The organism is Spirosoma litoris (genome assembly GCF_054776755.1).
The window spans coordinates 119,043-144,183 of record NZ_BAAHBI010000070.1 but is presented as its reverse complement, the minus strand read 5'-3'; the positions used below and the strand labels follow the sequence as shown (position 1 = coordinate 144,183).

Annotated in this window: 21 protein-coding genes and 1 tRNA gene; all 22 read right to left on the bottom strand. The window is 45.6% G+C overall.

The window, feature by feature from the left end; all coding sequences use genetic code 11:
• Window position 1 precedes the first annotated feature (1 nt).
• The 22 genes from ACYVGR_RS33455 to ACYVGR_RS33350 all read right to left on the bottom strand — a co-directional run bounded on the left by ACYVGR_RS33455 (window position 2) and on the right by ACYVGR_RS33350 (window position 25,035).
• Window positions 2–445, bottom strand: a complete 444-nt coding sequence (locus ACYVGR_RS33455) for a DUF29 domain-containing protein (protein ID WP_460964642.1) — start codon at window positions 443–445, stop codon at window positions 2–4.
• Window positions 446–466: 21 nt separating this feature from the next.
• The gene (gene nuoD / locus ACYVGR_RS33450) at window positions 467–1,699 is read right to left on the bottom strand and encodes an NADH dehydrogenase (quinone) subunit D (RefSeq protein ID WP_157583963.1); all 1,233 of its coding nucleotides are present in this window, start codon (window positions 1,697–1,699) and stop codon (window positions 467–469) included.
• Window positions 1,700–1,785: 86 nt separating this feature from the next.
• Complete coding sequence (locus ACYVGR_RS33445; RefSeq protein ID WP_460964640.1) at window positions 1,786–2,286, bottom strand: NADH-quinone oxidoreductase subunit C; 501 nt, start codon at window positions 2,284–2,286, stop codon at window positions 1,786–1,788.
• 81 nt (window positions 2,287–2,367) lie between these two features.
• Window positions 2,368–2,913 carry an NADH-quinone oxidoreductase subunit B gene (locus ACYVGR_RS33440; protein WP_460964638.1) on the bottom strand — a complete coding sequence of 182 codons (546 nt, stop codon included), beginning with the start codon at window positions 2,911–2,913 and terminating at the stop codon, window positions 2,368–2,370.
• Between the two features lie 81 nt (window positions 2,914–2,994).
• Window positions 2,995–3,366: an NADH-quinone oxidoreductase subunit A gene (locus ACYVGR_RS33435; RefSeq protein ID WP_182459268.1), complete on the bottom strand. Its 372-nt coding sequence runs from the start codon at window positions 3,364–3,366 to the stop codon at window positions 2,995–2,997.
• A gap of 206 nt (window positions 3,367–3,572) precedes the next feature.
• On the bottom strand, window positions 3,573–5,756 hold the full coding sequence (locus ACYVGR_RS33430; RefSeq protein WP_460964636.1) for a T9SS type A sorting domain-containing protein: 2,184 nt from the start codon (window positions 5,754–5,756) through the stop codon (window positions 3,573–3,575).
• A 188-nt stretch (window positions 5,757–5,944) separates the two neighbouring features.
• Window positions 5,945–8,917: a T9SS type A sorting domain-containing protein gene (locus ACYVGR_RS33425; protein ID WP_460964635.1), complete on the bottom strand. Its 2,973-nt coding sequence runs from the start codon at window positions 8,915–8,917 to the stop codon at window positions 5,945–5,947.
• 53 nt (window positions 8,918–8,970) lie between these two features.
• Window positions 8,971–9,975: a GTPase ObgE gene (gene obgE / locus ACYVGR_RS33420; protein WP_460964633.1), complete on the bottom strand. Its 1,005-nt coding sequence runs from the start codon at window positions 9,973–9,975 to the stop codon at window positions 8,971–8,973.
• Window positions 9,976–9,989: 14 nt separating this feature from the next.
• On the bottom strand, window positions 9,990–10,568 hold the full coding sequence (locus ACYVGR_RS33415; RefSeq protein ID WP_460964632.1) for an adenylate kinase: 579 nt from the start codon (window positions 10,566–10,568) through the stop codon (window positions 9,990–9,992).
• A 170-nt stretch (window positions 10,569–10,738) separates the two neighbouring features.
• Window positions 10,739–12,505 carry a tetratricopeptide repeat protein gene (locus tag ACYVGR_RS33410; RefSeq protein ID WP_460964630.1) on the bottom strand — a complete coding sequence of 589 codons (1,767 nt, stop codon included), beginning with the start codon at window positions 12,503–12,505 and terminating at the stop codon, window positions 10,739–10,741.
• Between the two features lie 88 nt (window positions 12,506–12,593).
• The gene (locus ACYVGR_RS33405) at window positions 12,594–13,526 is read right to left on the bottom strand and encodes a PstS family phosphate ABC transporter substrate-binding protein (protein WP_460964628.1); all 933 of its coding nucleotides are present in this window, start codon (window positions 13,524–13,526) and stop codon (window positions 12,594–12,596) included.
• Complete coding sequence (locus ACYVGR_RS33400; protein ID WP_182459262.1) at window positions 13,519–13,740, bottom strand: hypothetical protein; 222 nt, start codon at window positions 13,738–13,740, stop codon at window positions 13,519–13,521. Before ACYVGR_RS33400 ends, ACYVGR_RS33405 begins: the two co-directional genes overlap by 8 nt.
• An 8-nt stretch (window positions 13,741–13,748) precedes the next feature.
• Complete coding sequence (locus ACYVGR_RS33395; protein WP_460964627.1) at window positions 13,749–14,576, bottom strand: energy transducer TonB; 828 nt, start codon at window positions 14,574–14,576, stop codon at window positions 13,749–13,751.
• Between the two features lie 4 nt (window positions 14,577–14,580).
• Window positions 14,581–15,117 carry an ExbD/TolR family protein gene (locus ACYVGR_RS33390; protein ID WP_111346199.1) on the bottom strand — a complete coding sequence of 179 codons (537 nt, stop codon included), beginning with the start codon at window positions 15,115–15,117 and terminating at the stop codon, window positions 14,581–14,583.
• Between the two features lie 57 nt (window positions 15,118–15,174).
• Complete coding sequence (locus tag ACYVGR_RS33385; protein ID WP_182459260.1) at window positions 15,175–15,801, bottom strand: ExbD/TolR family protein; 627 nt, start codon at window positions 15,799–15,801, stop codon at window positions 15,175–15,177.
• 75 nt (window positions 15,802–15,876) lie between these two features.
• A complete protein-coding gene (locus ACYVGR_RS33380; protein WP_460964625.1) occupies window positions 15,877–16,713 on the bottom strand; it encodes a MotA/TolQ/ExbB proton channel family protein in 837 nt (278 codons plus the stop codon).
• A 578-nt stretch (window positions 16,714–17,291) separates the two neighbouring features.
• Window positions 17,292–17,365 (bottom strand) — tRNA-Pro (locus ACYVGR_RS33375).
• A 99-nt stretch (window positions 17,366–17,464) separates the two neighbouring features.
• A complete protein-coding gene (locus tag ACYVGR_RS33370) occupies window positions 17,465–19,870 on the bottom strand; it encodes a M1 family metallopeptidase (protein ID WP_460964624.1) in 2,406 nt (801 codons plus the stop codon).
• A 27-nt stretch (window positions 19,871–19,897) separates the two neighbouring features.
• Window positions 19,898–22,288, bottom strand: a complete 2,391-nt coding sequence (locus ACYVGR_RS33365) for a M1 family metallopeptidase (RefSeq protein WP_460964622.1) — start codon at window positions 22,286–22,288, stop codon at window positions 19,898–19,900.
• Window positions 22,289–22,388: 100 nt separating this feature from the next.
• Window positions 22,389–23,012 (bottom strand): HupE/UreJ family protein, encoded by a 624-nt coding sequence (locus ACYVGR_RS33360; RefSeq protein WP_460964620.1) that lies wholly within the window; start codon window positions 23,010–23,012, stop codon window positions 22,389–22,391.
• A gap of 139 nt (window positions 23,013–23,151) precedes the next feature.
• The gene (locus ACYVGR_RS33355) at window positions 23,152–23,664 is read right to left on the bottom strand and encodes a gamma carbonic anhydrase family protein (protein WP_460964619.1); all 513 of its coding nucleotides are present in this window, start codon (window positions 23,662–23,664) and stop codon (window positions 23,152–23,154) included.
• A gap of 105 nt (window positions 23,665–23,769) precedes the next feature.
• Window positions 23,770–25,035: a sll1863 family stress response protein gene (locus tag ACYVGR_RS33350; protein ID WP_460964617.1), complete on the bottom strand. Its 1,266-nt coding sequence runs from the start codon at window positions 25,033–25,035 to the stop codon at window positions 23,770–23,772.
• Window positions 25,036–25,141: the final 106 nt, after the last annotated feature.

Below are 25,141 nucleotides of genomic sequence, written 5' to 3'. Positions count from 1 at the left end.
TCTACAGCAGGTATTCATCGTCAAAAACTTCATCCCAAGTTAATGACGCTGGTTCAAACTTGTCTTTTCGGGATAAATTCATCTCAGCTTTAGCGTCAGCAATAGCATCCTCAAATGCTTCATCCCAAATATTTTCTATGTATTCACGTGTAAACGAAGGCATATACTTCCGTAAATCACGGATTTCCCGGCGAGCACTTAATATTGTCCGTGCCCAACTGGTAGACCGCTTATCGGCTTGATAACGCCACTTTAGTATATGCATCATTAGCCGGGTAAGCTGGCTGCTCAAAGCTCTTCGTTCGGCGTTAGCCATTGCATTTTGCAGTTCGTCCAATGCTTCCTGAGCTTCTTCATACTCTTTCTGCTCAAGCAATTTACGCACTGCGATTACAGTGTCTAAATGAGACGTAGCCACCATTTCTTGCCAGTCTATCGTCTTCATATGATTTTTTTGTCTTAGTAATTACGCATCCAGCTCGCCAGCAATTACGTTCATGCTACTCATAATCACAATGGCATCTGACAAAGTCAGCCCTTTGCACATTTCTGGGTATGCCTGATAATAAATAAAACATGGACGGCGGAAGTGTAGTCGGTAAGGAGCACGACCACCATCGCTGATAAGATAAAAACCTAGCTCACCATTTCCGCCTTCGACAGCGTGATAAACCTCGCCAACCGGCGCGTCAATTTCACCCATCACAATCTTGAAGTGATAGATGAGTGCTTCCATATTTTTATAAACTTCCTGTTTCGGAGGCAGGTAATATTGTGGCGCATCGGCATAGTAAGGACCTTCGGGAAGGTTATCCATTGCCTGCTGAATAATGCGTAAGCTCTGCCACATCTCCTCGTTCCGAACCATGAAACGGTCGTAAGTGTCGCCACTTTGACCAACCGGAATGTCGAATTCGAAATCCTGGTACGACGAATACGGATTCATCACGCGGACGTCGTAATCGACACCGGCAGCCCGTAGGTTTGGTCCCGTGAATCCATAACTCAATGCCCGTTCCGCCGAAATTCCGCCAACACCAATAACCCGGTCCATAAAGATCCGGTTACGATTGAACAGGTTTTCAAACTCCGTCAGCACTTTAGGAAAACGAACCAGCAACTCTTTGATCTTACGAATGGCCGTAGGAGAGAGGTCACGCTCCATCCCGCCAATACGACCCATATTGGTGGTTAAGCGGGCTCCACAAACTTCTTCGTAGATTTCATATATATTTTCTCGTTCCTGATAAATGTACAGAAAGCCCGTAAAAGCCCCTGTATCAACACCCAGAATCCCGTTACAAATAAGGTGGTCGGCCAGACGGGCTAATTCCATCAGGATAACACGAATGTACTGCGCCCGTTTAGGAATATCGATGCCCAACAACTTCTCGACCGTCATGTGCCAACCCATGTTGTTGATGGGTGATGAACAATAGTTCATTCGGTCGGTAAGCGTTGTAATCTGGTAGAATGGCCGACGTTCGGCAATTTTCTCAAATGCCCGGTGGATATACCCAATCGTCTGCTCACCCGATACAATTTTCTCCCCATCCATTTGCAGGACGTTCTGGAAAATACCATGTGTGGCAGGGTGCGTAGGACCGAGGTTAAGCGTTGTCAGTTCATTAACATACTGAACCGGACCTTGCTCGGCAGGCAGATTTTTATTCGCTATATCGAGTTCTTCAGAAACCATAGTAAAAGAGCGAAAGAGCGAAAGGGTGAAAGAGTAACTGGCGTATGGATTTCGCTCATTCACTCATTCACTCATTCACTCATTGTTTATCGTCCAAACAATGCATCAATTTTATCTTCCCGTGTGCCGTCTTCGAGTGGGTACTCTTTGCGCATTGGGTAGTAATCCATTTCTTCCATGTTCAAGATCCGGCGCAGATCTGGATGACCATCGAAGATAATACCAAACAGGTCAAATGTTTCACGTTCCATCCAGTTCGCACCGGCGAAAAGCGGGGTCATTGTTGGAATGTGAACATCTTCTGCTGTCAAATAAACCTTAATTCGTAACCGGAAATTATTGATTAGGCTATGAATGTGGTAGACAACACAAAACTCTTTGCCAACTGAATCGGGATAGTGAATTGCGGTAATGTCGGTCAGAAACCCAAACTGGAAAGTCTGATGACCTTTCAGGTAAGTTATCAGGGGGACGATCTGATCGCGACTGGTAGAGCAGGTTAGTAAGTCATACGGATCATCGAAATCCGTAACGGCTTCGCCAAACTGGTTGATAATTGTCTGCGCAACTTCTTCGTTGGTCAGCATTGTCAATTGGTGAATGAGTGAAAAAGCAATTCAATGAGATAGACTAACCAATCGTTCAGTTGTCTTTCACGAACCCGTTACTTATTGAATACTATATGAATTCAGTAAGTGTTGATACTCTTCGGTATTGCGTCGGCGCAACGATTCATTTCGGGCTAGTTCCTGCACTTGCAATACGCCGTCCAGAATCTGTTCTGGGCGTGGTGGGCAACCGGGCACGTAAACGTCGACTGGAATAATGCGATCAATACCCTGCAACACACTGTACGTATCGAAGATACCACCACTCGACGCACAGGCGCCAATAGCAATAACCCAGCGAGGCTCAGCCATTTGTAGGTAAACCTGCTTTACGATAGGACCCATCTTTTTGGCAATCGTACCCGCTACAAGCAGCATATCGGCCTGACGAGGAGAAAAGCTAGGGCGTTCCGCTCCAAAACGACCTAAATCGTAGTGAGAAGCCATGGTTGACATGAATTCAATACCACAACATGAGGTTGCAAACGGAAGTGGCCAGAGCGAGTTAGCACGAGCCAAACCAATTATTTTATCGAATGAGGTAGCCGAGAAACCTGGACCATCATAACTTGCCGGGGCTTCGGCCAACTTAATATCTGCTGCCATAAAAAACACGGTCCGCCGTAGCGGTTGTAGTTAGTTAGTATAACAACGAATAAATATGTTCTAAAATTCATTTATCAGGCCTTATTCCCATTTGAGAACGCCCTTGCGGATAATGTAATAAAAGCCCGCCAGAAGTAGGCCCATAAACAGCACCATCTCAATAAAGCCTGCCATGCCTAAGCCTTTAAAATTAACGGCCCAGGGATATAAAAAGATTACTTCCACATCAAAGAGAACGAACAGAATAGCAATGAGGAAATATTTGATGGAAATTGGGGTACGAGCATCGCCCTGAACAGGAATACCGCACTCGAATGGATCATCCTTTTTTTGACTGTGGCGCTTTGGGCCAAGGGCATGAGTAGCAACCATTGTTGTTACGATGAAACCAAGAGCTAAACCAAGCTGGATAAGCACCGGCAGGTAATCGGCCGGAACATAGGTTGTGTTCATACTAAAGAGTTGAGAAGACCTGCGCAAATGTAGCGATAAAACAGATAGACACACGATAGAAAGTCTATGTTACGCTACACCAAATATGTGTCAAATATACAACAATGGCTTGTTTTACCAATGCCTGACGCGGAGACTCAACTATTAGAAAATAGTTAAAGCCTCCCGATTAGGAGAGGCTTTAACTATAAAGCAAGTAAAAGTGCTTATCGATTGATAATGATACGTCTGGATATATCAAAGCCTGCCGAGCGTACTCTGACTAGGTAAACTCCCTGCGCTAATCCAGTTAGATCAATCGCTTTACGTTCGTCCAGAATAGGAACCTGGGTTGAGAAAAGTTTTTGTCCACTCAATGAGAATACATCGATATCAGCATTCTTCAAATTCTCGATGGTTTCAACGGTGATTGTCCCCGTGGTTGATGGATTCGGATAAATGCTTAAACCTCCGTTTGACTGGTCGAACGTAAATGCTTTGGGCGCGCTATAATCGGAGTAACAGGTTATCGTATTGTTACTGGAAAGCGCGAAGGTTGTTTTCGTACGAGCCGAATAATTAGCCGATACAACAACTTTTACAACAGCACTGGTTTGTGGAAGTATCTCTCCGCCAGCGCGTTGCCAATCAAATAGATCAACCTGTCCTCCAGAAGGAGTAGGTAATACCGCTTGCAAACTATAAGCACCAACTTGCTCAATAGTAGGTGTTGGGACTTTAGGTCGTACCGTCAGTGTAATAGTAGCTGGTTGAGATGATTTACAACCATATACGTTAATTGCCTGAAGCGTGTAATTGCCACTTTTATTTAGGGCAATTGTTTTACTTATTGTAGTAGTTGTGCTAAAGCTCCACAGACCTGTACTGTTCGCTGAGGTATTCGCGATGAGCGACAACGTTGAATCAGCGCATACCTGCTGTTGATTATCAGCAACCACCCCCGGTTTACTGGCAAGCGAGATGGTTGGCGTAGCTGGTACAATTGGAGTTTGTACATCAATAGCGGGCGATAAATAAGTATTGCCTACCTTATCTTTTAACACCGCCCGGTAAACGCCTGGTTGATTAACAGTAATCGTTTGTGTCGATTGGCCAGAATTCCAGGTGTAAGATTTATATGAATTAGGCAAACTAAGTGTTAGATTACCGTTTGTAGTGCCACAGGTAACGGCAATAGCTGGTTGTGGTAGGGGAGGTAATGGCCTGGAGCTGGCAAAAAAGACGGAGTTAAGGCTGGAAAACCAGGCTTGTGCCAAATCATTAAGCCCTTTATCACCGGGATTATTGGTCGGACGGTTGCCAAAGTGAACAGCGTCAAAGCGAGGAATTTGAATATTGTCCGTAAAAGGACCCGCAAAAACGTTGTTATTGTACGTATTAATAACATCGTTCTGTGCCTGAATAATATCCTGGCTTACCTGGCCGTCATTATAAGATGATCTTGCCAGAACCCAGGCCGGATAACGCTCTGTATCAGCCCGTGTTTTGTTGATAATATATTGCATATTATCTGAATAGTCTTTTCGGGTAGAATGTAGCGGAACATTATCGGTTTCACCTTGTTGCCACAAAACAGCACGCAAGCCCTGAAGAGAGCAATAATAGCGTAGTGCAATAACTAAATTGGCATAGGGCATGCCTGTTGGATAATTTTCATCCGGAGTGCCGAGGGCAAAAATGTTTTTAGCCTGTATACCATCAGCGCTATCATGCCAGTTTTTAATCACTGTTCCGGCCCAAGCAGTATTAATAAATAGAACAGGAACACCATATTGCTTTACAATCAGATCACCCAAGGCCCCCCAACACCAGGCACTTTGACCTCTTGGGCCAATAATTGACGTGGCACTAAGTTGTTGGAAAGATGGAGTTGGCGGATCTGCCAGCGAATTTGTGGTAATATTATTATAGGTTATGCAATTAACCCGATCGTCGCCGGCACCCAAAGCCCCATAGTCTTGAAAGCCCTGCGCATTTGATTGGCCCGTTATAATGAACACTTCACCAATGCCAACTTTACGAACAACGTCAGAGCTAACAATTACTCCCTTCACGAAGGCTTGGACTTCTAAGCGATACCAACCTCCTTTGGCCCGTATGGAGCCTTGAAAAAAGCCGCCCTGTGGATTTCGTTGAATCGTAGCCCAATCAGTATTTAAGCCTTGGCCAGTTTCTTCAGCCTGTACACGAGCTTGAATACTATCGACGGGTTGATAAAGGCTACCCGACAAATAGATGGTACTCGTGTTATCGTTTTCACGTTGAAATACAGCCCTACTCTCTGGATAGGTAATTTTTAGCACTTGACTGTTAGTCTGGGCTGTTACCTCCAGGCTTAGTATAGTCAGTACTAACAGTACCAGATATACTGAAAAATAAATTTTGTTCATTTGATATCTATCAATAGCCCGTTCTATGCCTAAAAGGTTGATTCGTGTGCACTATAGGTCAATCAATAGATGATGCAAAAATCAGACCGCTCTAAAGTTGCGCACACTTTATTTACCAGAAGGCCTTCCCGGTAAAATGCAAATTTAAGGCTACTTTCTATGATTGAACGGTCATGACAGCATTAATATTACAATCCAAGGATAATTCGCTTGGAAACATCAAAGTCAGAAGCCTGAACGCGTAAAATATAAGAGCCTGACGGCATGCCTGTTAAGGTAAGCCGTTGCCGATCTACAAAGGAGGGAACATTGGTTGATAGAACCTGTTGACCTGTAAGCGTATAAACTGTAACCGTAGCGTTTGTTAGATTCTCTAAGGTCTCAATGGTTAGAACTTTATCGGGATTTGGGTTTGGATAAACACTTAATCCTTTATTGTTCGCATCAATAGAAAACGAAATTGGAGATGATGGAAGTGAATAACAGACTAGCGTTTGGGAATAAACAGCGGAAGAACGGGCTGTGTAATTACCCGATTGATTCGCTTTAATTGTTGCTGTTTGAGTAGTCAGTAAGTTATTGTCACGTAGCCAGCGAAATAGTGTTCCATTGGATGAGCTAACAGCCTCCAGCGTATAAGTACCAACAATATTAACTGTTGGAGGGACTGGGAGTGGCCTTAACTCAACCGTTATTGAGCCAGCCTGTGCCGATATACAGCCGTTGCTATCCTGCACTTTGGCCGAATAAACCCCGGCTTTATCCGTTACAATTTTTGACGTAGCCTCACCAGTACTCCAAATTACGGTGTAGGATCCATCCACCTGTAATGTAACCTGGTCACCTTCGCAAATGATAGGCGATGGACTCGCTAAAATGGTAGGAGTGGCTGGTAATGGATTGACCTTTACCGTAATCGTGGAGGAATAGGGCGATAAGCAACCATTAGCATCAACGGCCTGTGCTGCATAATTACCTGATGTGCCAGTGGTAATAGCTTTATTAGCCTGTCCACTTGACCAGACTACATCATATTGGCTGTCGGCGACTAAAGACACCTGATTTCCATCGCAAAAGGTAGTCGCTCCGATTGCAGAGATAGACGGTATGGCTGGTAAAGGATTGACTTTGATCGTCAGGACATCAGATTGTTCGGATGTACAGCCATATTGGTTCCGGGTACGGACAGAGAAAGTACCTGATTGATTTAATGTAATGCTTTGAGTTGTCTGGCCATTCGTCCATTGATAAGCCGTTTCTTGTGGAGCCGTTAAGGTGATTGTACGATCGGCGCAAAAGGTCGTTGGTCCATTGGTTGAAACAACAGGTTTTGCAGGAACAGGATTTGCGGTTACTATAATCGTATTTGACGTTGCCGACGTACAGCCATTCTGGTCAGTTACCGTCAGAAAATAAGAACCTGATGAGCCAATATTGACGACTTTATTTTTTTGACCATCACTCCAATTATACTGAACATTATCACTACTAGCCCGTAATGCTGTATTATCGCCAAAGCAAAAGGTAGTGGATTTGTCATTTGTAATTGTAGGCGTAGCAGGAAGAGGGTTTACGGTTACGTTAAGGACATTAGAGGTAAAGTCGCAACCACTAACATCTCGGTAACGGACGTAATAATTGCCCGCTGAAGTGGTAGAGAGAGTTCGTGTTGTAGCAACAGTTGCATTGGTTGACTGATTTAACCAGGTTACATTATCATAACTACTGGTTAACGCTAAACTACTGCCAATACATACCGACGGTAAACGATTGTCGACAACTGAAGCTACTGGAGCATCCGATACATGTATTTGCCCCGAGAAGAATGTATTCCCCAGATTGTCTTTAATTTTAGCTCTGTATGTACCTGCTCCTTTTGTAATTGTATTGCCGGATTCTCCTGACTCCCACTGCACTGTTGGATAGTTACCATTAACAGTCAATTTTAAGGTATTATTACCCGCACAGGCCACTGATACCGTAGGCGCTAACGCCGGGCTAACAGGCGTCGCACTCTGAAAAAACGAGTCAGTTAAGCTTGCATTCCAGGCATTAGCAACATCGACAAGCCCATTATAATCGAAATGTAGTCCTTGTGAATCGTTAAGCGGATCACGTTTGCGCGGTACCTGAATGACATCCGTATTAGGGCCTGCATATACATTTGATGTTGAACTAATAACCTGATTCTGTGCTGCAATAATTGATGGATTTACACCAATCATATCGCCGTAACTAACACGGGCTACCACCCAGGCCATATTTCTGTTGTAATCCTGGCGAGCCTGATTAATAACAAATTTCAAATCATTCACGTAGGAACTGGTGGAAGTGCTGAAAATGTTATCGGTCTCTCCCTGATGCCATAGTACAGCCCGCACACCTAACATATTTGCGTAAAATTGAAGTGCAATTTTAAGGTTAATATAAGGTTGTCGTGGGGGATAGGCATCCCCATTATAAAGGCCATAAGCTGTTCCGCCATCCGGTGCACTTTCGCGCCAGTTTCTAACGGCTGTACCCGTAAAGGCACTATTAAAAAATAGGACAGGGACACCCAGACGCTTTACTAACAAATCACCTAATAAACCCCAACACCAACTACCAACTCCTAGAGGAGCAATCGTAAATCCAGATGTATTAACTAATTGCGTAAAAACTGGTGTTGGTGGGTCATTAGGAAAGCCGTCTCTCGGATACAGATAATTTACGCAGTTTACTCGATCATTTTGCGGATCAGGCGCTTCTTGGTGAACACCTTGCGCATTGGACTGACCCGATACAATAAACACTTCTCCAATGCCAACCCGTTCAACGGTAGTTATATTTCCTACCTGTTGGTCTCCATTCATCCCTCGAACATCAAGATTGTACCAGCCACCGGTTCCTGTTAAATCACCAGTAAATACGCCCCCTGATGGCGCGGTCTGGATTGCCTGCCAATCTGTTGATGTACCCTGTCCATCTCTTGCCTGTAAGCGGGCTTCAATGCGTGTGACCACCGACGTATAGTAGCCTGTAATTCGGATAGTTGCCTGATTTGAATTATTTCGCTGAAGAACGGCTCGGGTTGTGGGAAATGAAACCTGAATTTGTGCGTTTATTCCAAAAGATATAAACAGCAGAAACGCCGTACCACAAATCTTAAGAAAAGAGTTCATAATAATTGAAAACCAGCCAAACCGATGGGTACAGATAGGCCGATCATGGAGTATCAGACTGGTTCAACAGTCGTCAGATTGTGCCAAATAAGATCTTTTAATTCATTTAAGCCTCGTTGACTAACCGAGGATATATAAGCTACAGGGACTTTTTTAGGAACATTGTTTTTGATTCTTTCCAGTGCTTCATCATCAACCAAATCGGTTTTGGTGATGGCCAGAATCCGAGTTTTATCCATCAATTCAGGATTAAACTCGCGCAGTTCATTCAATAGTGTATTGTACTCCTGACGAACATCTTCAGTATTAGACGGAATTAAGAACAGAAGTATCGAATTCCGCTCAATATGACGCAGAAACCGTAGTCCCAGTCCTTTCCCTTGAGAAGCACCTTCAATGATACCCGGAATATCAGCCATTACAAATGACTTATAATCTCTATAGGCTACGACCCCCAAATTGGGGACAAGGGTTGTAAACGGGTAATCGGCAATTTCTGGTTTAGCCGCTGATAAGACAGATAGAAGGGTCGATTTACCTGCGTTAGGAAAACCAACTAAGCCAACATCAGCTAATAATTTTAATTCTAGGATAACCCATTCTTCTCGCCCTGGCTCACCTGTCTGCGCATGATAAGGTGCCTGTTGAGTGGATGATTTAAAATGATCGTTACCCAAGCCACCTCTACCTCCTGCAAACAGAATAATCTGTTGCCCATCTTCTGTAATTTCGGCCAACTTTTCACTTGATTCTGGATCTCGGGCAATGGTACCAAGAGGTACCTCCAGAATTACATCTTCGCCTTCTGCCCCAGTTCTTCTACCACCTTCGCCCGCTACACCGTTTCCTGCTTTAACATGTTTACGGTATTTTAGGTGTAATAAGGTCCATAACTGAGCATTTCCCCGGAGAATAATATGGCCTCCTCGTCCACCATCGCCACCATCGGGTCCACCTTTGGGTACGTGTTTTTCCCGGCGAAAATGGACTGATCCAGCTCCGCCAGCACCTGAACGACAGTTTATTTTTACGTAATCAATAAAATTTGATGAAGCCATAATATGCTGTTACCTCACGGTCGACTCTCTTCTATTTTTTTGCATATTGATTGGAAAATATCCTCAATATTGCCGATTCCATCTATGGCCGCGTATTTCCCTTGTTGGCTATAGTAATCTGCGACGGGCATAGTTTCTTTATTATATACACTTACCCGCCGGCGGGCAGTGGTTTCGTCTTGGTCGTCAGGTCGACCAGATGTTTCGCCCCGCTTCAATAAGCGACGAATCAACTCTTCATCATCAACGACCAGCGCAATCATAGTTGTTATGGGCGTTTGATACTGACTCAACAATTCATCAAGCGCTTCGGCCTGGAGTACAGTACGCGGAAAGCCATCGAAAATAAAGCCTGGAGCTGACTGATTCTCGCGTAGTTTATTTTCAATCATGCCAATTACTACCTCATCGGGTACCAACAGGCCCTGATCCATTAATTGTTTGGCTCGTAAACCCAGTTCTGTGCCAGCTGCAATCTGCGATCGCAACAAATCGCCGGTCGATAAATGAACTAAATTATACTTCTGAATTAGTTTTTCACTTTGGGTACCTTTTCCAGCTCCTGGCGGGCCAAACAGTACAAGGTTAAGCATCGGCGTTTTGGGGTAGTGTCGTGTAGTCAAAAAAATTGCGCCCGCAAAGTTACAATACACTCTGAATAATAATAACTATATTCATTGATAGCCATGCTCTTTATGCTTGAAAACAAAAAAAGCGCAGGTTTTAAACCTACGCTTTTTTTGTTTTCAAGCCAGAACATCAATTATTGACCGGCAACTTTCTTTTTCACAGGAGCTTTAGGCGCAGCTGGAGTGGCCGGTGCTGGAGCCGGTTTTGGTCCTTCAAGTGCCTTTTTCACATCGGCATCATTTGGGTCGAGCGCCAGAACTTTATCAAAATATTCTTTTGCTTTAGGTTCGTCTTTGCGCAAAATACTGAAGCCAGCCAGAGCTTTGTAAGAGGTAATTAAATATCTCTTATAGTCTGTTTTATCTGTTGGGTCTGGGGCTGTAGCCTGCTCAATGAATTTTTCGTAGAGCGGTGTAGCTAAAGCAGCCCCTTTTTCCTTGTCATTAGGATAAGCGTAGTAGTTAGAGCCTGCACGGTAATAGTAAGCTAATGGATATTTCTTACCATCTGCTTCTATGCGCTGTGACATTTGGGCAAATGCTGAATCAGCCCGTAGGTAGTATTGTTGTTTTACCTGGCGAATCTGTGCCGTATCTGTTGCTGCTATTACGCTATCCCGACCAACGCGTGGTGCATATTGATAGCTGGAAAGACCTAACCATAAGAAGTCATTGTTTTGTGGCTTCTTGTCGGTTGCTATGGTTTTAGCGTAATAAGTTGCAGCTTTATCATAGCGTTTCGTCTTGTAGTAACGCTCTCCAATTTCCCGGTACAGGTTTTCGGTTGTATCCATTGGAGCCGCCTTTTCTAAATTAGCAATGCTAAGCGAATCACCTTCTGGTGTTCCTAATTGAGCATAAGCACGACCTAGATACTTATAGTCGTCAGACATTACCTTTTGAGGAGCTGTCGAGATAAAACGATTTAACGCTTCTACTGATTCGGTATTTTTGCCCAAAGCCGAATAGGCCCAGCCATACATCCGATCAATAATTGGGTTGTTGATTTTACCTTTCAGCTGATCCAAGTAAGAAATCGCCCCCTGGTAATCTTGAGCCAGGAATTTATACCGAGCTACGTCAAGCAACAATTCAGGGTCGGTGGTACCGCTTTTCTGAATGTATAACTCATAGTTTGTTGCAGCCGCTTTATAAGCCCGCGAATTCGCTAATGCATCAGCGTAGGCACGGTAGGTAGGAGCAAACTCTGCATCATTCTGAATTGCTAGTTTAAAATACTCCTGAGCTTTTGCGTAGTTTTTACCACGTAAGTACAAACGGCCAATTTTATAATTAGCCTCTGCTAGAGTTGGTTTAGCAGCCAGTGCATTTTCGTACTTCGTAATAGCGTTACCACCATCATTTTTCAAAAAGTAAGCATCACCCATGAGCATTTCAATCTCATCTTTCTGCTCGCCTTTTTTGTCTTTTTCCTGGGCCAATGTCAACAATCGTAATGCTTCAGCTGGATCGTTTGTTTGGTCAGATAAAGTATACATCTCCCCGGCACGAATCAGAACAGCCTGATCTTTGCTCTTGGTTTGTGCAACGGCATTGTCAATCAGCGTCTTGGCGGCACTACGGTCTTTTTTAGCTAACGCTACGCCAGCCAAGCCAACATTATTCAGTTGGTTTTTGGCGTCTGCAGCAGCTCCTTTTTCAAAAACCGCCTTTGCCTTATCTGGCTGGCCGCTTCTGAGGTAATAATAACCGAGGTAAAACTGATTTTCAGCCGTAGGCGAACTAGTTGCTAATTTTGTTAACTCTTGTTCTGCCTTAGTATATCGCTCAGCCTCAATATCCTGCAAGGCTGTTTTGAGATCCTGTGCCACTAAAGGAGTCGTTATGGTCGCCCCAACGAACAGGAAGGTCAATAGCGACTGCTTCTGGTTGTTCATCATGTACTTCAAGTTGGAAATGGAAAAAAGGTTATTGCTGATTAAACATTTGACAAAACTAAAAAATTGCGGTTAAACCAAAAAAACTTCCTCATTTTGTCAGATTTATGACCCGATCGTATGGTATTCTGGGCCAAAGCCCCAATTTACGAATGATTAAAGAGCCAGCATCCCGAGCTATATAATTTATCAACCCACCGCCTAGGCCTGGGTGCGTTTCCCGGCTCAAGATATACACGGGTCTCCGTAATGGATAACGTTGCATACCTAAATCTTCCTGAAAGGGCTGAAAATAATCATCCCGTTTCGTCGGATTTGGTTTGGCTGATACGCCCATGACCCGAAGATCACGAGCAAGCTCAACAGAGAGCGGTTCATCACTATCACTAATCCAATTAACACCAATAAAACCAAGAGCAGATGGGTTTTTACGAACAAAGTCGATAACCTCCCGATTAGAATGCGTTGTGAAAATGCGTAACCCTGTAACGTCCTTGATGTTAAAAGTTTTTAATACAAACTCTAAATTACTAGAATTGTTATTATCAAACACTAGTGTGATCGGGCTATTTTGATTACCACCACTTAGCTGTCCCCATTGTTTTACCTGCCCACTGAAAATACGTTGTAATTCAGACATGGTGATCAGGCTATCTGTATTGGCCTTGTTGATGATAAGTGCAACCCCATCAGTCGCAATTTTTTCGGCTGCTCCTTTTATTTTTCGTTGGTCAAGTACGGCCCGTTCATTTGGTTTTAGCTCCCGAGTCGTAAAAACAATGCGAGCACTATCCTGGAGCATCATGTTGATGGCTTCCTGCTCAGGCTTAAAAACTACCTTGAAATGGGTATTGGGGTTAATTCCGGCATAAGCTTCGGTCAATTGCGTGACCAAAGGTTGAAATGATTCGTCAGCAGCAACAACGATACTACCGTTAGAGGGATTATCCAAGGGCGGTTTACCATTTCCGCAGCTCATTAATCCAACAGCAACTCCTATGAATAGCAAAATTCGGTTAGTCATTTCCCTGAAAGCGTTGATAAGCACGATAGCCCCGGAAAGCGCCATAAATTAGCAGGAGAGCACCTAACCCGTAACGAAATGGACCGGGTTCAGGTAACATCCCAAAAGACTGAGAGGAGGCAATCAGTCCGATGCCTCCTCCCATGTATGCCAGCGAAGCCAATACTGAAATGTACAGCGTTAACTGCGCTGGGCCACTATTTTGTCTGCGCATAGACGAAATTATTCCAGCGTAAAGTTAATAGGCAGGTTGTACTTCACCCGAACTGGACGGCCTGATTGCTTACCAGGGCGCCATTTAGGCATGCCTTTTACTACACGTTGTGCTTCTTCATCTGTACCGAATCCAAGACCTTTCAATACCTGAACGTCCTGAATACTACCGTCCGTATTTACTACGAAGCTCACAAATACACGACCTGAAACGTTGGCCCGTTGTGCAGCAGCTGGGTACCGTAGGTTTTTGCTGAGGTATTGACCAAGAGCAGCCATACCACCACTAAATTCAGGCTGTTGTTCTACCACCGTAAAGATTTCTTCTTCTTTCGGAGCAGCTTCAACGGCAACTTCTACCTTGGTTGGAGCAGCTGTAGCTTCAGGAGCAGCAATAACTTCTTCAGCGTTAGGATCACCTTCCTGGGTTTTTTCAGCAGCTACGGCTTCCTTCAGTTCTTCAACAGCCGGTGGTGGCGTTTCTTCAGGTACTTCCTCATCCGGTTTTACTTCCGGTGGAAGGAATTTCACCGTGTTCACCTTCGGTAATTCTACCGGTGGTGGTGGCGGTGGTGGTGGCTCGTTCGGATCGATAGGTGGTGGTGGAAGTTTCATCAAGTCCACTTCTACCATCGCCTGCTCTTGTTTCTCCGGAGTTAAGGCACTGATGATTGTTGGAGAAAGTACGCCTAAGGTGAACAACACACCACCAATAATGAGGGCACGTGTTACCGCTTTAGGATACGATTTCCGCAGATCATATGCACCATACGCTTTATTCCGGTGGGCAAACACGATATCATCGAGTGTTGCCGCCTGTGAATTAGTTTCTGCCATGGTGTTATGCGTCTAATTTTACTTTTTCTTTGAGAAGCTTTTTCTCATCTGGAGTCAGCACGTCCACAAGGGCGTACCGCTTTAGTTTAGTAATGGCCATCTCATCCAGAACGTCAACCATGTTTTTATAGGTCGATTCTTTCGTTGGTTTGATAACGACTACAAACTTTTCGCCACCTACTTTTTTGGCATTTTCCATGAGAGCCTGACGAAACTCGTAGCCATAGCCAACCGTTTTCACTTCAGGATCCTCATTAGCAGCTTTTCCGAAAATGTAATGAGCCTTATTATCTTTCCCTAGAAAGATAGTCATTACATTGGATGCCTTGATAGGTTCCGTTTCCTCAGTTTTTGTTTTATCCGGTACGTTGAGCGTCATCGAGGATGGCTTGCTCAAGGTAGTGGCCAGAATGAAGAAGGTAATCAGGAGAAATCCCAGGTCAACCATTGGCGTCATATCCACACGGGTCGACGCTTTCTTGGAACGAACCTTACCACCATCATGCTTACCACCACCACCACCGGTGTTAATTTCTGCCATGTTTTCTTAACAGATTCGCGTGGTGAAAATTAAATTTAGTTGCAATCGCGTTAGCGCTCAATCAGGCTTCCAACCAGCTGGGGGAGCTTCCGTTCCCGTGATCAGGTTAAATTTGTTGATATTCTGCGCTTGCAGCGTAGCTAAAACGTTCTTGAATTCGGGGAACTTGGCGAGGTTATCACCTTTCAGCGCAATTCGAAGATTGTTATTAGCCTTACGGGCGTTGTAAACCCATTCTTTCAATTCATTCGTTGGACCTGCACCCGTCGTATCAGTTGGAATACCGGGTTGTTTTACTTTCGCCTGTTGCTCTTTTGGCATGTTCAGGTACGATTTCAACTGATTGATTGGTAATCCAAAGTTCGACATCAGGGAGAATTCCTTCTTTTCGTTATTCGAGAAGGTAAGCCCTTTAGCGGCTGCAATGTTATCCAGCATAGCAATGCGGTTTTGCGCATTGTCAATACCGAAATAAACTTTGCCGTCCCGACCAAGACCGATGGTCATGATGTCGCTATCAGGAACTTTAATTCCAGAGATGGACGAAGGGGTTTCGATAGCTGCGGCATCCTGCGACCGGAAATTGGCTGTTAGGATGAAGAACGTCAGCAATAGAAATGCCACGTCGCACATCGCCGTCATATCCACTGATGAACTAGCGCGTTTAATTTTAACTGCTGGCATGAGTTATTTTGTTTCTTCCTGCCCGATATAAACTCGGGCAGGTTGGTTAATGGACATCAACTGTGCTATCTCGGCTTAGTAGTGAGCCGCAAAGTTTTGCTGAATGCTCAGACCGATTTCATCGATGTTGTAGGTCAACACGTCGATACGGCTGGTGAAGTAGCTATACATGATCGTTGCAATAGCAGCTGTACCGATACCTAAAGCCGTGTTTACAAGGGCCTCAGAGATACCTGTTGACAGAGCACCGGTGTCAGGTTGGCCAGTCGCACCCATAGCTGCGAAAGCCCGGATCATACCAAGTACCGTTCCAAGCAGGGCGATCAGCGTCGAAACCGAAGCTAGCGTAGCAATGATGGTCAGGTTCTTTTCCAGCATTGGCAGTTCAAGCGTCGTTGCTTCTTCTACTTCTTTTTGCAGGGCAACCAGTTTTTGTTCTTTGTTCAGTTCTGTGTCGGTAGCCAATTGTTGGTATTTTACCAGAGCAGTTTTAACAACATTACCGATCGAACCTTTCTGACGATCGCACTCTTGGATGGCTGCAGCTACTTCGTTACGGTCAAGTTGGCTTTTGATTTTCCGAACGAAATCGTCAATTGAACCTGAACCATTAGCCCGGCCAATTGTGATGAACCGTTCGATTGAGAAGACCAGCACTGTCAAAAAGCAGGTGAACAGAATTGGTACGATAAATCCACCTTTGTAAACGGTACCGAAGTAATCGCCTGGAAGTGGTTCTTTCGTGTTGTCACCTTCCTGAAAGTGGCTACCATCACCGAAGACAAACATGTACGTCAGGATACCGATGATTAACAATACCGGTAAGACAAACGCGGGGTTTAAACCACCTGATGACTTCTTTTTTGGCGCCGGTGCTTTGGCAGGTGCTGGAGAGGGAGTTTGTGTTTTCATTGGAACTGGACTGTAGGGTTAAAATTAAAAGTTGGTTTACCCGGTAAAAAAAGTGAAAAATTTAGACTCTTTCGGTTCGTCCAGCTAAAAATTTAGTAGAAATACCGTCGAACCTCCACAAAAATATGTGTTTTCCGGCAAAAACCACACAATCCTATATGTCAAATCTTTCAATCGTATTGTAATACATCAATAAAGACTTGCACATATCCTTTCTAGCAACTTTATTTTTTTAAGAAGCCAACCTGCTAAATCCTTATTTCTCCGAAATCGCCTGTGTAGAGCGATCTAATTGACTGGATTGTGGGCGTCTAGGAAGGGGGAGCGTTGATCATAAAATAATTGTTAAGATTATGAAAAGGCCTCAGCAAGCATTGCCATGCCTTGTTTTATTATGGATGCAAGGGGGAAGGCAATTCCATAATTCTCTTAACAAAAATTAAGAAAAATTTTGGGTTAGTAGGCTGATGCAGCTAACACTTCAGGCAGGGAAGCGGCCAAAAAGAATTCCAGAGATTAGATGATTAGCAGGTAAAAGAAAAAGGAGACGCATCAGATACATCTCCTTTTTTAGTCTGTCGGGAAGGCGGGATTCGAACCCACGACCTCTTGCACCCCATGCAAGCACGCTACCGGACTGCGCTACATCCCGAATGGGTGTGCAAAGGTAATGAATAATGGATAATGTACAATGAATAATGCTGAACCACCGTCATTATTCGTTGTACATTATCCATTATTCATGGCTTATTTAATTCCTGCCTGTACCCTGCCTAGCCGGTGGGGGAGTAGCTCCTCGTTGCTGTTGCATCGGGTTAGGACCCTGTGGACCAAACCGTTGCTGCTGCTTAAACAACTGGAAACGTGTTGGAGCGGCAACACGCGGGAATGAATTATTTTCAGCGTCGATATCCGCGATTTCCTGGTAAGGATCAAGTGTCCACTGTGTTACTTTTTTGTTTGTAGTAATCACTTTCTTAATCGATACGTCGTTGAAACGCCAGATTTCGGCTGGATAGCGCGCTACTGAGTCGGTCCCATCTTCGAATTGCATCCGAATGATGACGGGCATGGGTACGCCCCCTTTGTTCTTCAGCGACAACGTATAGAAGTTTTGTTTGTCAGCTGCCTCAATGGCTTTCCGTTCGTCGGGGCTCAACGTAGCCAAATAATCCTGATATTTCTTTTTGTCGGCCTCCGTGACGGCGTAAGGATCATAACTGTTATAAAAGTCCTTCATGGTCGAATCCTTTGCCACAACAGTTTCGCCTTTAGTAGCTGCATCACGTTGTTTGCTGATGGTACCAGCCCGACGTTGAGCTTCGGCCCGAGCGGCTGCTTTAGTGATTTCAGGATTACCCGAATCAATCTGGAACCAGTCAACTTCAACTAAATCCTGGTCAACCGGCTCGACGCCATAGAACCAGCCTTTCCAGAACCAATCTAGATCAACACCAGAAGCATCTTCTAGGGTGCGGAAGAAATCAGCTGGCTCAGGCGATTTAAAGGCCCAACGACGCGCGTATTCTTTAAAGGCGTAGTCGAAGAGTTCGCGACCCATAACCGTTTCACGAAGAATGTTAAGAGCGGTGGCGGGTTTCGCATACGCATTAGGTCCAAGGCTGATTACGTTGTCGGACGAAGTCATGATGGGGGACAGAACCGACTTATCCGACTTCATGTAATCCACAATGTACTGAGGCTCGCCCCGGCGACTTGGGAAATTATAATCCCATTCTTTCTCGGCAAGGTATTGGCAGAAGGTGTTCAGGCCTTCGTCCATCCAGGTCCACTGACGCTCATCGGAGTTGACGATCATTGGGAAGAAATTGTGACCCACTTCGTGTATGATTACCCCAATCATACCCGCTTTAACCTGATCTGTATAGGTACCATCGGCTTCTGGGCGACCGCCGTTAAACGAAATCATGGGGTACTCCATGCCGCCACCGGCTGTAGCATGACAAGAAATAGCCACTGGATATGGGTATTTGATGGTCCGGTTACCGTACGATTTCAGCGTGTGTTCTACGACACGCGTTGAATACTGTCCCCATAGCGGGTTACCTTCTTTGGCATAAAACGACATTGACCAGATTTTGTGCCCGTCGCCGTACACGTCAGTTTGCATGGCATCCCAGATAAAACGACGGCTGCTAGTAAAGGCGAAGTCGCGTACATTAGAGGCAGAATACACCCACGTTTTCTTGCCGACTTTATCCGTTGGTTTGGTTTTTAGCGCTGCTTCGGCTTCGTCCTGGGTTACGATGACGACTGGCGTTTTGGATGTTGCGGCCTGAGCCAGACGCTTTTGTTGCGTCGCCGATAATACTTGCTTGTAGTTCTGACACTCACCTGTGGCACCCACAATGTGATCGGCAGGGGCGGTAATAGCAACTTTATAATTCCCGAAAATCAGGGTAAACTCGCCCTGCCCCAGGAACTGCTTGTTTTGCCAGCCATTTACGTCGTTATAGGCGCATAGACGTGGAAACCAGTGAGCAATAAAATAGTTGTAGTTACCATCTTTAGGGAAAAACTCCAGACCGCTCCGACCGTAATACTCCGTGACGAAATAGTTCCAGTCGACATTGAACGAATAGCTTCCACCGGGTTTTAAACCTGTTGGCAGGTCAATCCGCATCATGGTTTGGTTGATGGTGTATTTGAGGGCGGTACCTGTTTTGGTATCCTTTACCGATGTGATATGGTAACCAAACTTATCGGAAGCCTGCTGGCTGCTGCGCTCGCGAACCGAGGTGAGGTTTTGCAACTGAGCGAAACTCATCCCGCTTTCGTTAACACCACCTGTCCGGGTTACGCTGCCGATAGACCCTTTGGCAAATAAATTCTGATCAAGCTGGAGCCAGATAAATGGTAACTCATCGGTTGAGTTATTGTGGTAGGTAACGGTTTCCGAACCAATAATTTTCTGGTTAGCATCGTCAAGCTCGACTTTGATGTCGTAGTCTGCCCGGTTCTGGAAGTAATCTTTTCCAGGGGCACCGGAGGCCGTCCGAAACGTATTAGGCGTAGGTAGCATAGGCCCGAGCTGCTCAAAACGCGTGTTGGCATTTTGAGTTGGAGCCTGAGGGGCCTGAGCTAATAAAACGGCTGACCATAAGCTAAGGCCAGTCATTAACAGGACTTTTTTCATTGGCTGTTTGTAGGTTAATAGAGATTGTTAGTTTCGACCAGTACCTTGTCTGGCGGGTGGAGAGGTAGCCCCTCGTTGTTGCTGCATCGGATTGGGTCCTTGTGGTCCAAAACGCTGCTGTTGTTTAAATAACTGGAAGCGCGTAGGCTGAGAAACGGGCGGAAACGAGTTATCTTCTGTGTTGATATCAGCGATCTCATAATAGGGGTCGAGCGTCCATTGCTTTACTTTCTTATTGGTCGCAATTACTTTTCGGATCGATACATCATTGAAGCGCCAGATTTCGGCCGGAAAGCGAGCCACCGAATCAGTACCATCTTCAAATTCCATTCGTAGAATGACTGGCATTGGAATGCCACCTTTGTTCTTGAGCGACAACGTATAAAAGTTCGTACCTGCTTCGGCCAATAAACGCTCCTCGGCTGTTAACGAAGCCAGATAATCCTGATATTTCTTTTTGTCGGCTTCTGTAACGGCATACGGATCGTACTGGTTGTAGAAATCCCGCATGGTGCTATCCTGTGCCACCACAGTTTCATCTTTGCTTAAGGCATCGCGTTGTTTGCTGATCGTATTCATGCGCTTTTGGGCAGCTGCACGCGCTTCGGCTTTGGTGATTTCGGGGTTTTGTGAGCTAGCCTGGAACCAATCAACTTTTACCAGCGATTGGTCGACGGGCTGAACGCTGTAGAACCAACCCTTCCAGAACCAGTCCAGATCGACACCTGAGGCATCTTCCATCGTGCGGAAAAAATCGGCGGGCTCAGGGGTTTTGAAAGCCCAACGTCGCGCGTATTCTTTGAACGCGTAATCGAAGAGTTCGCGACCCATAACTGTTTCGCGCAGGATATTGAGTGCCGTAGCCGGTTTGCTGTAGGCGTTGGGTCCAAAGGTATTTCTAGGAATATTATCGGAACTGCTCATGATTGGCACCTGTAGCGTAGAATCCATCCGCATATAAGGCACAATCGATTGGGGCTCAATACCACGCGCAGGATAATTAGCATCCCATTCTAAGCAGGCTAAGCCTTCGAGGAAACTGTTAAGGCCTTCATCCATCCACGACCATTGACGCTCATCGGAATTGACAATCATGGGGAAGAAGTTGTGGCCAACTTCGTGAATGATTACGCCAATCAGTCCATTTTTTGTTCCTACGGAGTAAGTTCCATCAGCTTCGGGACGGGCACCGTTAAAGCTAATCATTGGATACTCCATCCCACCAACGGGCCCATGAACCGAATACGCGACTGGGTAAGGATAAGCAATTGTTCGGCGTGAATAGGATTTCAACGTGTGCGCAACAAGTCGGGTAGAATATTGGCCCCAGAGCGGATTGCCTTCTTTAGGGTAAAGCGACATCGCCCAAACGCGTTTGCCTTCTACATTGGGCTGTAGCGCATCCCAGATAAACTTGCGGCTACTGGCGAAGGAGAAATCACGAACGTTATCGGCTTTGAAAATCCAGGTTTTGGTGCCGGTTGGTTTGCCTTTTTCGGCGGCTTCGGCTTCAGCCTGTGTGACAATAACGACTGGATTTTCGCCGGGTTTATCGCCTTTGCCTTTCGCTTCGTTCCAGCGTTTTATCTGCGTTGGGGTCAATACCTGCGTTGGGTTTTGTAATTCGCCGGTGGCACCAACAATGTGGTCGTTCGGTACGGTTAAGGCCAGTTTGTAGTTGCCGAAAATCAATGTGAATTCGCCTTGCCCGTAAAACTGCTTGTTCTGCCAGCCCGTTACGTCGCTATAAGCACACAGACGAGGAAACCACTGCGCTATTTCGTAGATGTAGTTGCCATCTTTCGGAAAATACTCATAACCGCCCCGAGCACCTACACCCCTAACATCGACGATGTTGAAATTCCAATCAACCGAAAAGACTACGGATTTGCCAGGGCCGACAGGCTGCGGCAAATCAATCCGCATCATGGTCTGGTTGATGGTGTATTTAAGTGGTTTTCCGGCCTGATCGCGTACGGCTGTGATTTTATGGCCGTAATCTTTAGCCGCCAGGGTTGTGTTTGCGGTAAGTTGCTGGATACTGGCTCCTTGTTCGGCATTGATGCTGCTCGTTTGCGAAGTTCTACCATCGACATCGGCTCGGAACGTGTTCTGGTCCAATTGAAGCCAGACGTAAGGCAATACATCTGTCGAATTATTGTGATAGGTAATCGTTTCGGAGCCTGTTATTTTTTGCTTGGTATCATCGAGCGTAGCCTTAATATCATAGTCTGCCCGGTTCTGAAAATAGTCTTTTCCGGGGGCACCCGATGCTGTGCGAAATGTATTGGGAGTGGGCAAAACGGGACCGAGTTGCTCAAAACGGGTATTGGCGCGTTGTGTCGATGCCGGAGCTTGTGCCTGAGCAGACCATAGCGGAATGGTTAAACCCGACAGCAGCAAAATTATCTTTTGCATAAAATGGTTTATAGTTGTTGACTAGGAGGTAAAAATACGAAAAAAGAGGTTATATAATTTGAGCTATACTCAGCGAGAAAGGCGTGTTGCTCGAAGATGGCTATTTGAGCAGTTCGCTTAAATAGCCATTATTGATGATGAGTGACAGCGCCATACCGGCTACAATGCCGGATACAACGAGCGTCCAGCGTAGTTGGCTAGTACGGATAATCTCAATGATGATATACGCCAGCCCAAGAATGAGGCTAACAATAACTAACTGGCCAATTTCCAGACCAATATTAAAGGCCAGCAATGGCGTCACAATGTCGGCTTCATTTCCTAAGAGGCTTCGGAGGTAATTCGAGAAACCCATGCCATGAATAAGGCCAAAGCTCAAAGCCAGCGCATAACGCCAGGGACGACTCGATTGTTGAGCTGTGCTGAATGACCGCGACTTGGATTTAGATTCCTGAAAAAAGAAGTTTGTAATGGCCGTAATCAGGATGGTTATAGGAATGAGTAACTCAATCAAAGCCGTTTTGTAATGAATGAGTTGGAGGGTTGCCAGGGCCAGGGTAATCGAATGTCCAATCGTGAACGCAGTTACCAGGATTAGCACCTGTTTCCACTGTTGGATCGTGTAAACGGCACAGAGGGCTATAACAAACAGAATGTGGTCGTACCCGCCAGGGTCGGTAATATGATCAAAGCCTAGGCGGAGGTAAATCAGAAAATCATCCATGAAGTTTGATGGAGGCAATATACTAAGCGAAATAACACGAGACTTACTGCATTAAAAAGAGAATGGCTAATGGACGATGTATAATGGTAGGTAGACAAAAATTATACATCGTTCATTAGCCATTATTCATTTATCTATCTTACTCCTTAAACCACTCGGCATACATGACGTAATTATTGGCCGTTCGGGCAAAGACTTCGGCTTGCTCTGGTGAAACCGCTTTCAGAAACTTAGCTGGGTTTCCGGCGTAAATAGAACCGGGCGGGACAACGGTATTTTGGGTGACGATGGCGCCAGCAGCCACGATGCTGCCGGTGCCAATAACGGCTCCATCCATAACGATGGCTCCCATGCCAATCAGCACATTATCCTCAATCGTACAGCCATGAACAATGGCATTATGAGCAATGGAAACGTAATTGCCGATGATCGTTTTCGTTCGCTTATAGGTACAGTGAATGACGGCTCCATCCTGAATATTACTGCGGTCGCCGATGGTGATCGAGTTGACGTCCCCTCGAATAACCGTGTTGAACCAGACGGTACAATCGCGACCCATAGTTACTTCGCCAACAATAGTGGCGTTGTCTGCATACCAGCAGTTCTCGCCAAATACGGGGTGGATTCCCCGAACAGATTTAATCAGTGCCATACCGCAAAGATAGTTTGACGATTGGCGTTTATGGTTACCCCTAAGCACAACAAATAAGGGACTGATTCACAGAACCAGTCCCTTCGGTATGCCAAAAATGGCTATTTACTTTTTGTCAACCTTATCAGCGGCTTTATCTAGCGAATCGCTAATGTCGTCAACAAGCTTATTGGCCTCTTTTTTCACTTTGTCAAAATCATCGGCGCTGGACCGTTGCACTTTATAGTACGAGTCGGCCAACTGGCGACGTTTGTCCTGCAAATCGTTGATACGGTCTTCTCTTTTTTTGCGTTCCTTACGGCTTTCGTTTTTTACGTCAGCTTTAGCGTCGTCGATCTGATCGTCCAGCTTATCCATTTGTGCGGCAATACGATCCGTCAAGTCGCGACGGTCGCGATCTGACGCTCCGTTGCCAGATTGATCGTTATTCCGGCTATCGCTCCGATCATCCCGACGCATGTCGTTGTTGTTATCAGTGCTTCGGTTATCCCGATCGTCGTTATTGTTCCGACGGTCGTCTGAGCGACGATTATCGCGGTCATCGTAACGGCTGTCGTTGTTATTCCGATTATCATCCCGACGATCATTATAATTGGTCCGGCTGTCGCGGTTATCCTGCCGATCGGCGTTATTGTCGTTATAGCGATCATTCCGATTGTCGTTCCGATCGTCCCGACGATTGTCGCGATCCCGATCCGACATCATTCGATCATTATTATTGTATGAATCCCGATTATCGGAACGGTTATTCGATGAGTTCCGATCGTCGTATCGACGGTCGTTGTACGAGTAGTTATCGTTCCGATACCGGTAGTTGTCATTATCTGACCGGCTGCTGTAGGAATCCCGGTTATCGTCGCGCCGATTATCCCGGTCATCGTACCGATTGTTGTCTTTGTAACGATCATTCCGATTATCATACGAGCGGTCTCGGTCGTTATACGAATCCCGGCTATCGTATGAGCGGTCATTGTACGAATTCCGGTTATCATACCGATCGCGGTCGTCGCGACGGCTATCCCGATCGTCGTAATTGTTGTAGCGGTTGTTGTAGGAACTACCCGACATACGGCTAGGCCGGTCGCTGTCGTTATCGCGATAGCTCATCCGACTATCCTGCTCATCGGAAGATCGGTAAGGATTTCGATATGAGTTGCTATTCCGCGAATTAGAACTGCTCATTTGATCCTCGTCGTATGTCCGGCCTTGTGAATCCCGACTATTACGGGAGTTGCCTCTGCGCTCGCGCTGGACAAGGTCTTCCCGACTGTTCTCTGAATTGCCGTAAAGCCAGCGCTCCGTCGAAGCGCAGGACGATAAACCGACCATGGCTGTCAGCATGGCGCCTACGACCCATATTTTCCTTTTCATAACGTTGTAGCCTTAATATTAATAACGTTGATTATTGATTGTGACTCGTATAACCAATGAAGCAAGGTAAATGTTGGCATTTAATTGTACCCACGGGTTCAGTCCG

Coding starts and splice junctions, on each gene's coding strand:
- ACYVGR_RS33390 (WP_111346199.1), bottom strand. CDS start 15,117: ATGGCAGAAATTAACACCGGTGGTGGTGGTGGTAAGCATGATGGTGGT.
- ACYVGR_RS33455 (WP_460964642.1), bottom strand. CDS start 445: ATGAAGACGATAGACTGGCAAGAAATGGTGGCTACGTCTCATTTAGAC.
- ACYVGR_RS33400 (WP_182459262.1), bottom strand. CDS start 13,740: ATGCGCAGACAAAATAGTGGCCCAGCGCAGTTAACGCTGTACATTTCA.
- ACYVGR_RS33445 (WP_460964640.1), bottom strand. CDS start 2,286: ATGCTGACCAACGAAGAAGTTGCGCAGACAATTATCAACCAGTTTGGC.
- ACYVGR_RS33430 (WP_460964636.1), bottom strand. CDS start 5,756: ATGAACAAAATTTATTTTTCAGTATATCTGGTACTGTTAGTACTGACT.
- ACYVGR_RS33380 (WP_460964625.1), bottom strand. CDS start 16,713: ATGAAAACACAAACTCCCTCTCCAGCACCTGCCAAAGCACCGGCGCCA.
- ACYVGR_RS33365 (WP_460964622.1), bottom strand. CDS start 22,288: ATGCAAAAGATAATTTTGCTGCTGTCGGGTTTAACCATTCCGCTATGG.
- ACYVGR_RS33350 (WP_460964617.1), bottom strand. CDS start 25,035: ATGAAAAGGAAAATATGGGTCGTAGGCGCCATGCTGACAGCCATGGTC.
- nuoD (WP_157583963.1), bottom strand. CDS start 1,699: ATGGTTTCTGAAGAACTCGATATAGCGAATAAAAATCTGCCTGCCGAG.
- ACYVGR_RS33410 (WP_460964630.1), bottom strand. CDS start 12,505: ATGATGAACAACCAGAAGCAGTCGCTATTGACCTTCCTGTTCGTTGGG.
- ACYVGR_RS33440 (WP_460964638.1), bottom strand. CDS start 2,913: ATGGCAGCAGATATTAAGTTGGCCGAAGCCCCGGCAAGTTATGATGGT.
- ACYVGR_RS33395 (WP_460964627.1), bottom strand. CDS start 14,576: ATGGCAGAAACTAATTCACAGGCGGCAACACTCGATGATATCGTGTTT.
- ACYVGR_RS33370 (WP_460964624.1), bottom strand. CDS start 19,870: ATGAAAAAAGTCCTGTTAATGACTGGCCTTAGCTTATGGTCAGCCGTT.
- ACYVGR_RS33425 (WP_460964635.1), bottom strand. CDS start 8,917: ATGAACTCTTTTCTTAAGATTTGTGGTACGGCGTTTCTGCTGTTTATA.
- ACYVGR_RS33405 (WP_460964628.1), bottom strand. CDS start 13,526: ATGACTAACCGAATTTTGCTATTCATAGGAGTTGCTGTTGGATTAATG.
- ACYVGR_RS33415 (WP_460964632.1), bottom strand. CDS start 10,568: ATGCTTAACCTTGTACTGTTTGGCCCGCCAGGAGCTGGAAAAGGTACC.
- ACYVGR_RS33355 (WP_460964619.1), bottom strand. CDS start 23,664: ATGGCACTGATTAAATCTGTTCGGGGAATCCACCCCGTATTTGGCGAG.
- ACYVGR_RS33385 (WP_182459260.1), bottom strand. CDS start 15,801: ATGCCAGCAGTTAAAATTAAACGCGCTAGTTCATCAGTGGATATGACG.
- ACYVGR_RS33360 (WP_460964620.1), bottom strand. CDS start 23,012: ATGGATGATTTTCTGATTTACCTCCGCCTAGGCTTTGATCATATTACC.
- obgE (WP_460964633.1), bottom strand. CDS start 9,975: ATGGCTTCATCAAATTTTATTGATTACGTAAAAATAAACTGTCGTTCA.
- ACYVGR_RS33435 (WP_182459268.1), bottom strand. CDS start 3,366: ATGAACACAACCTATGTTCCGGCCGATTACCTGCCGGTGCTTATCCAG.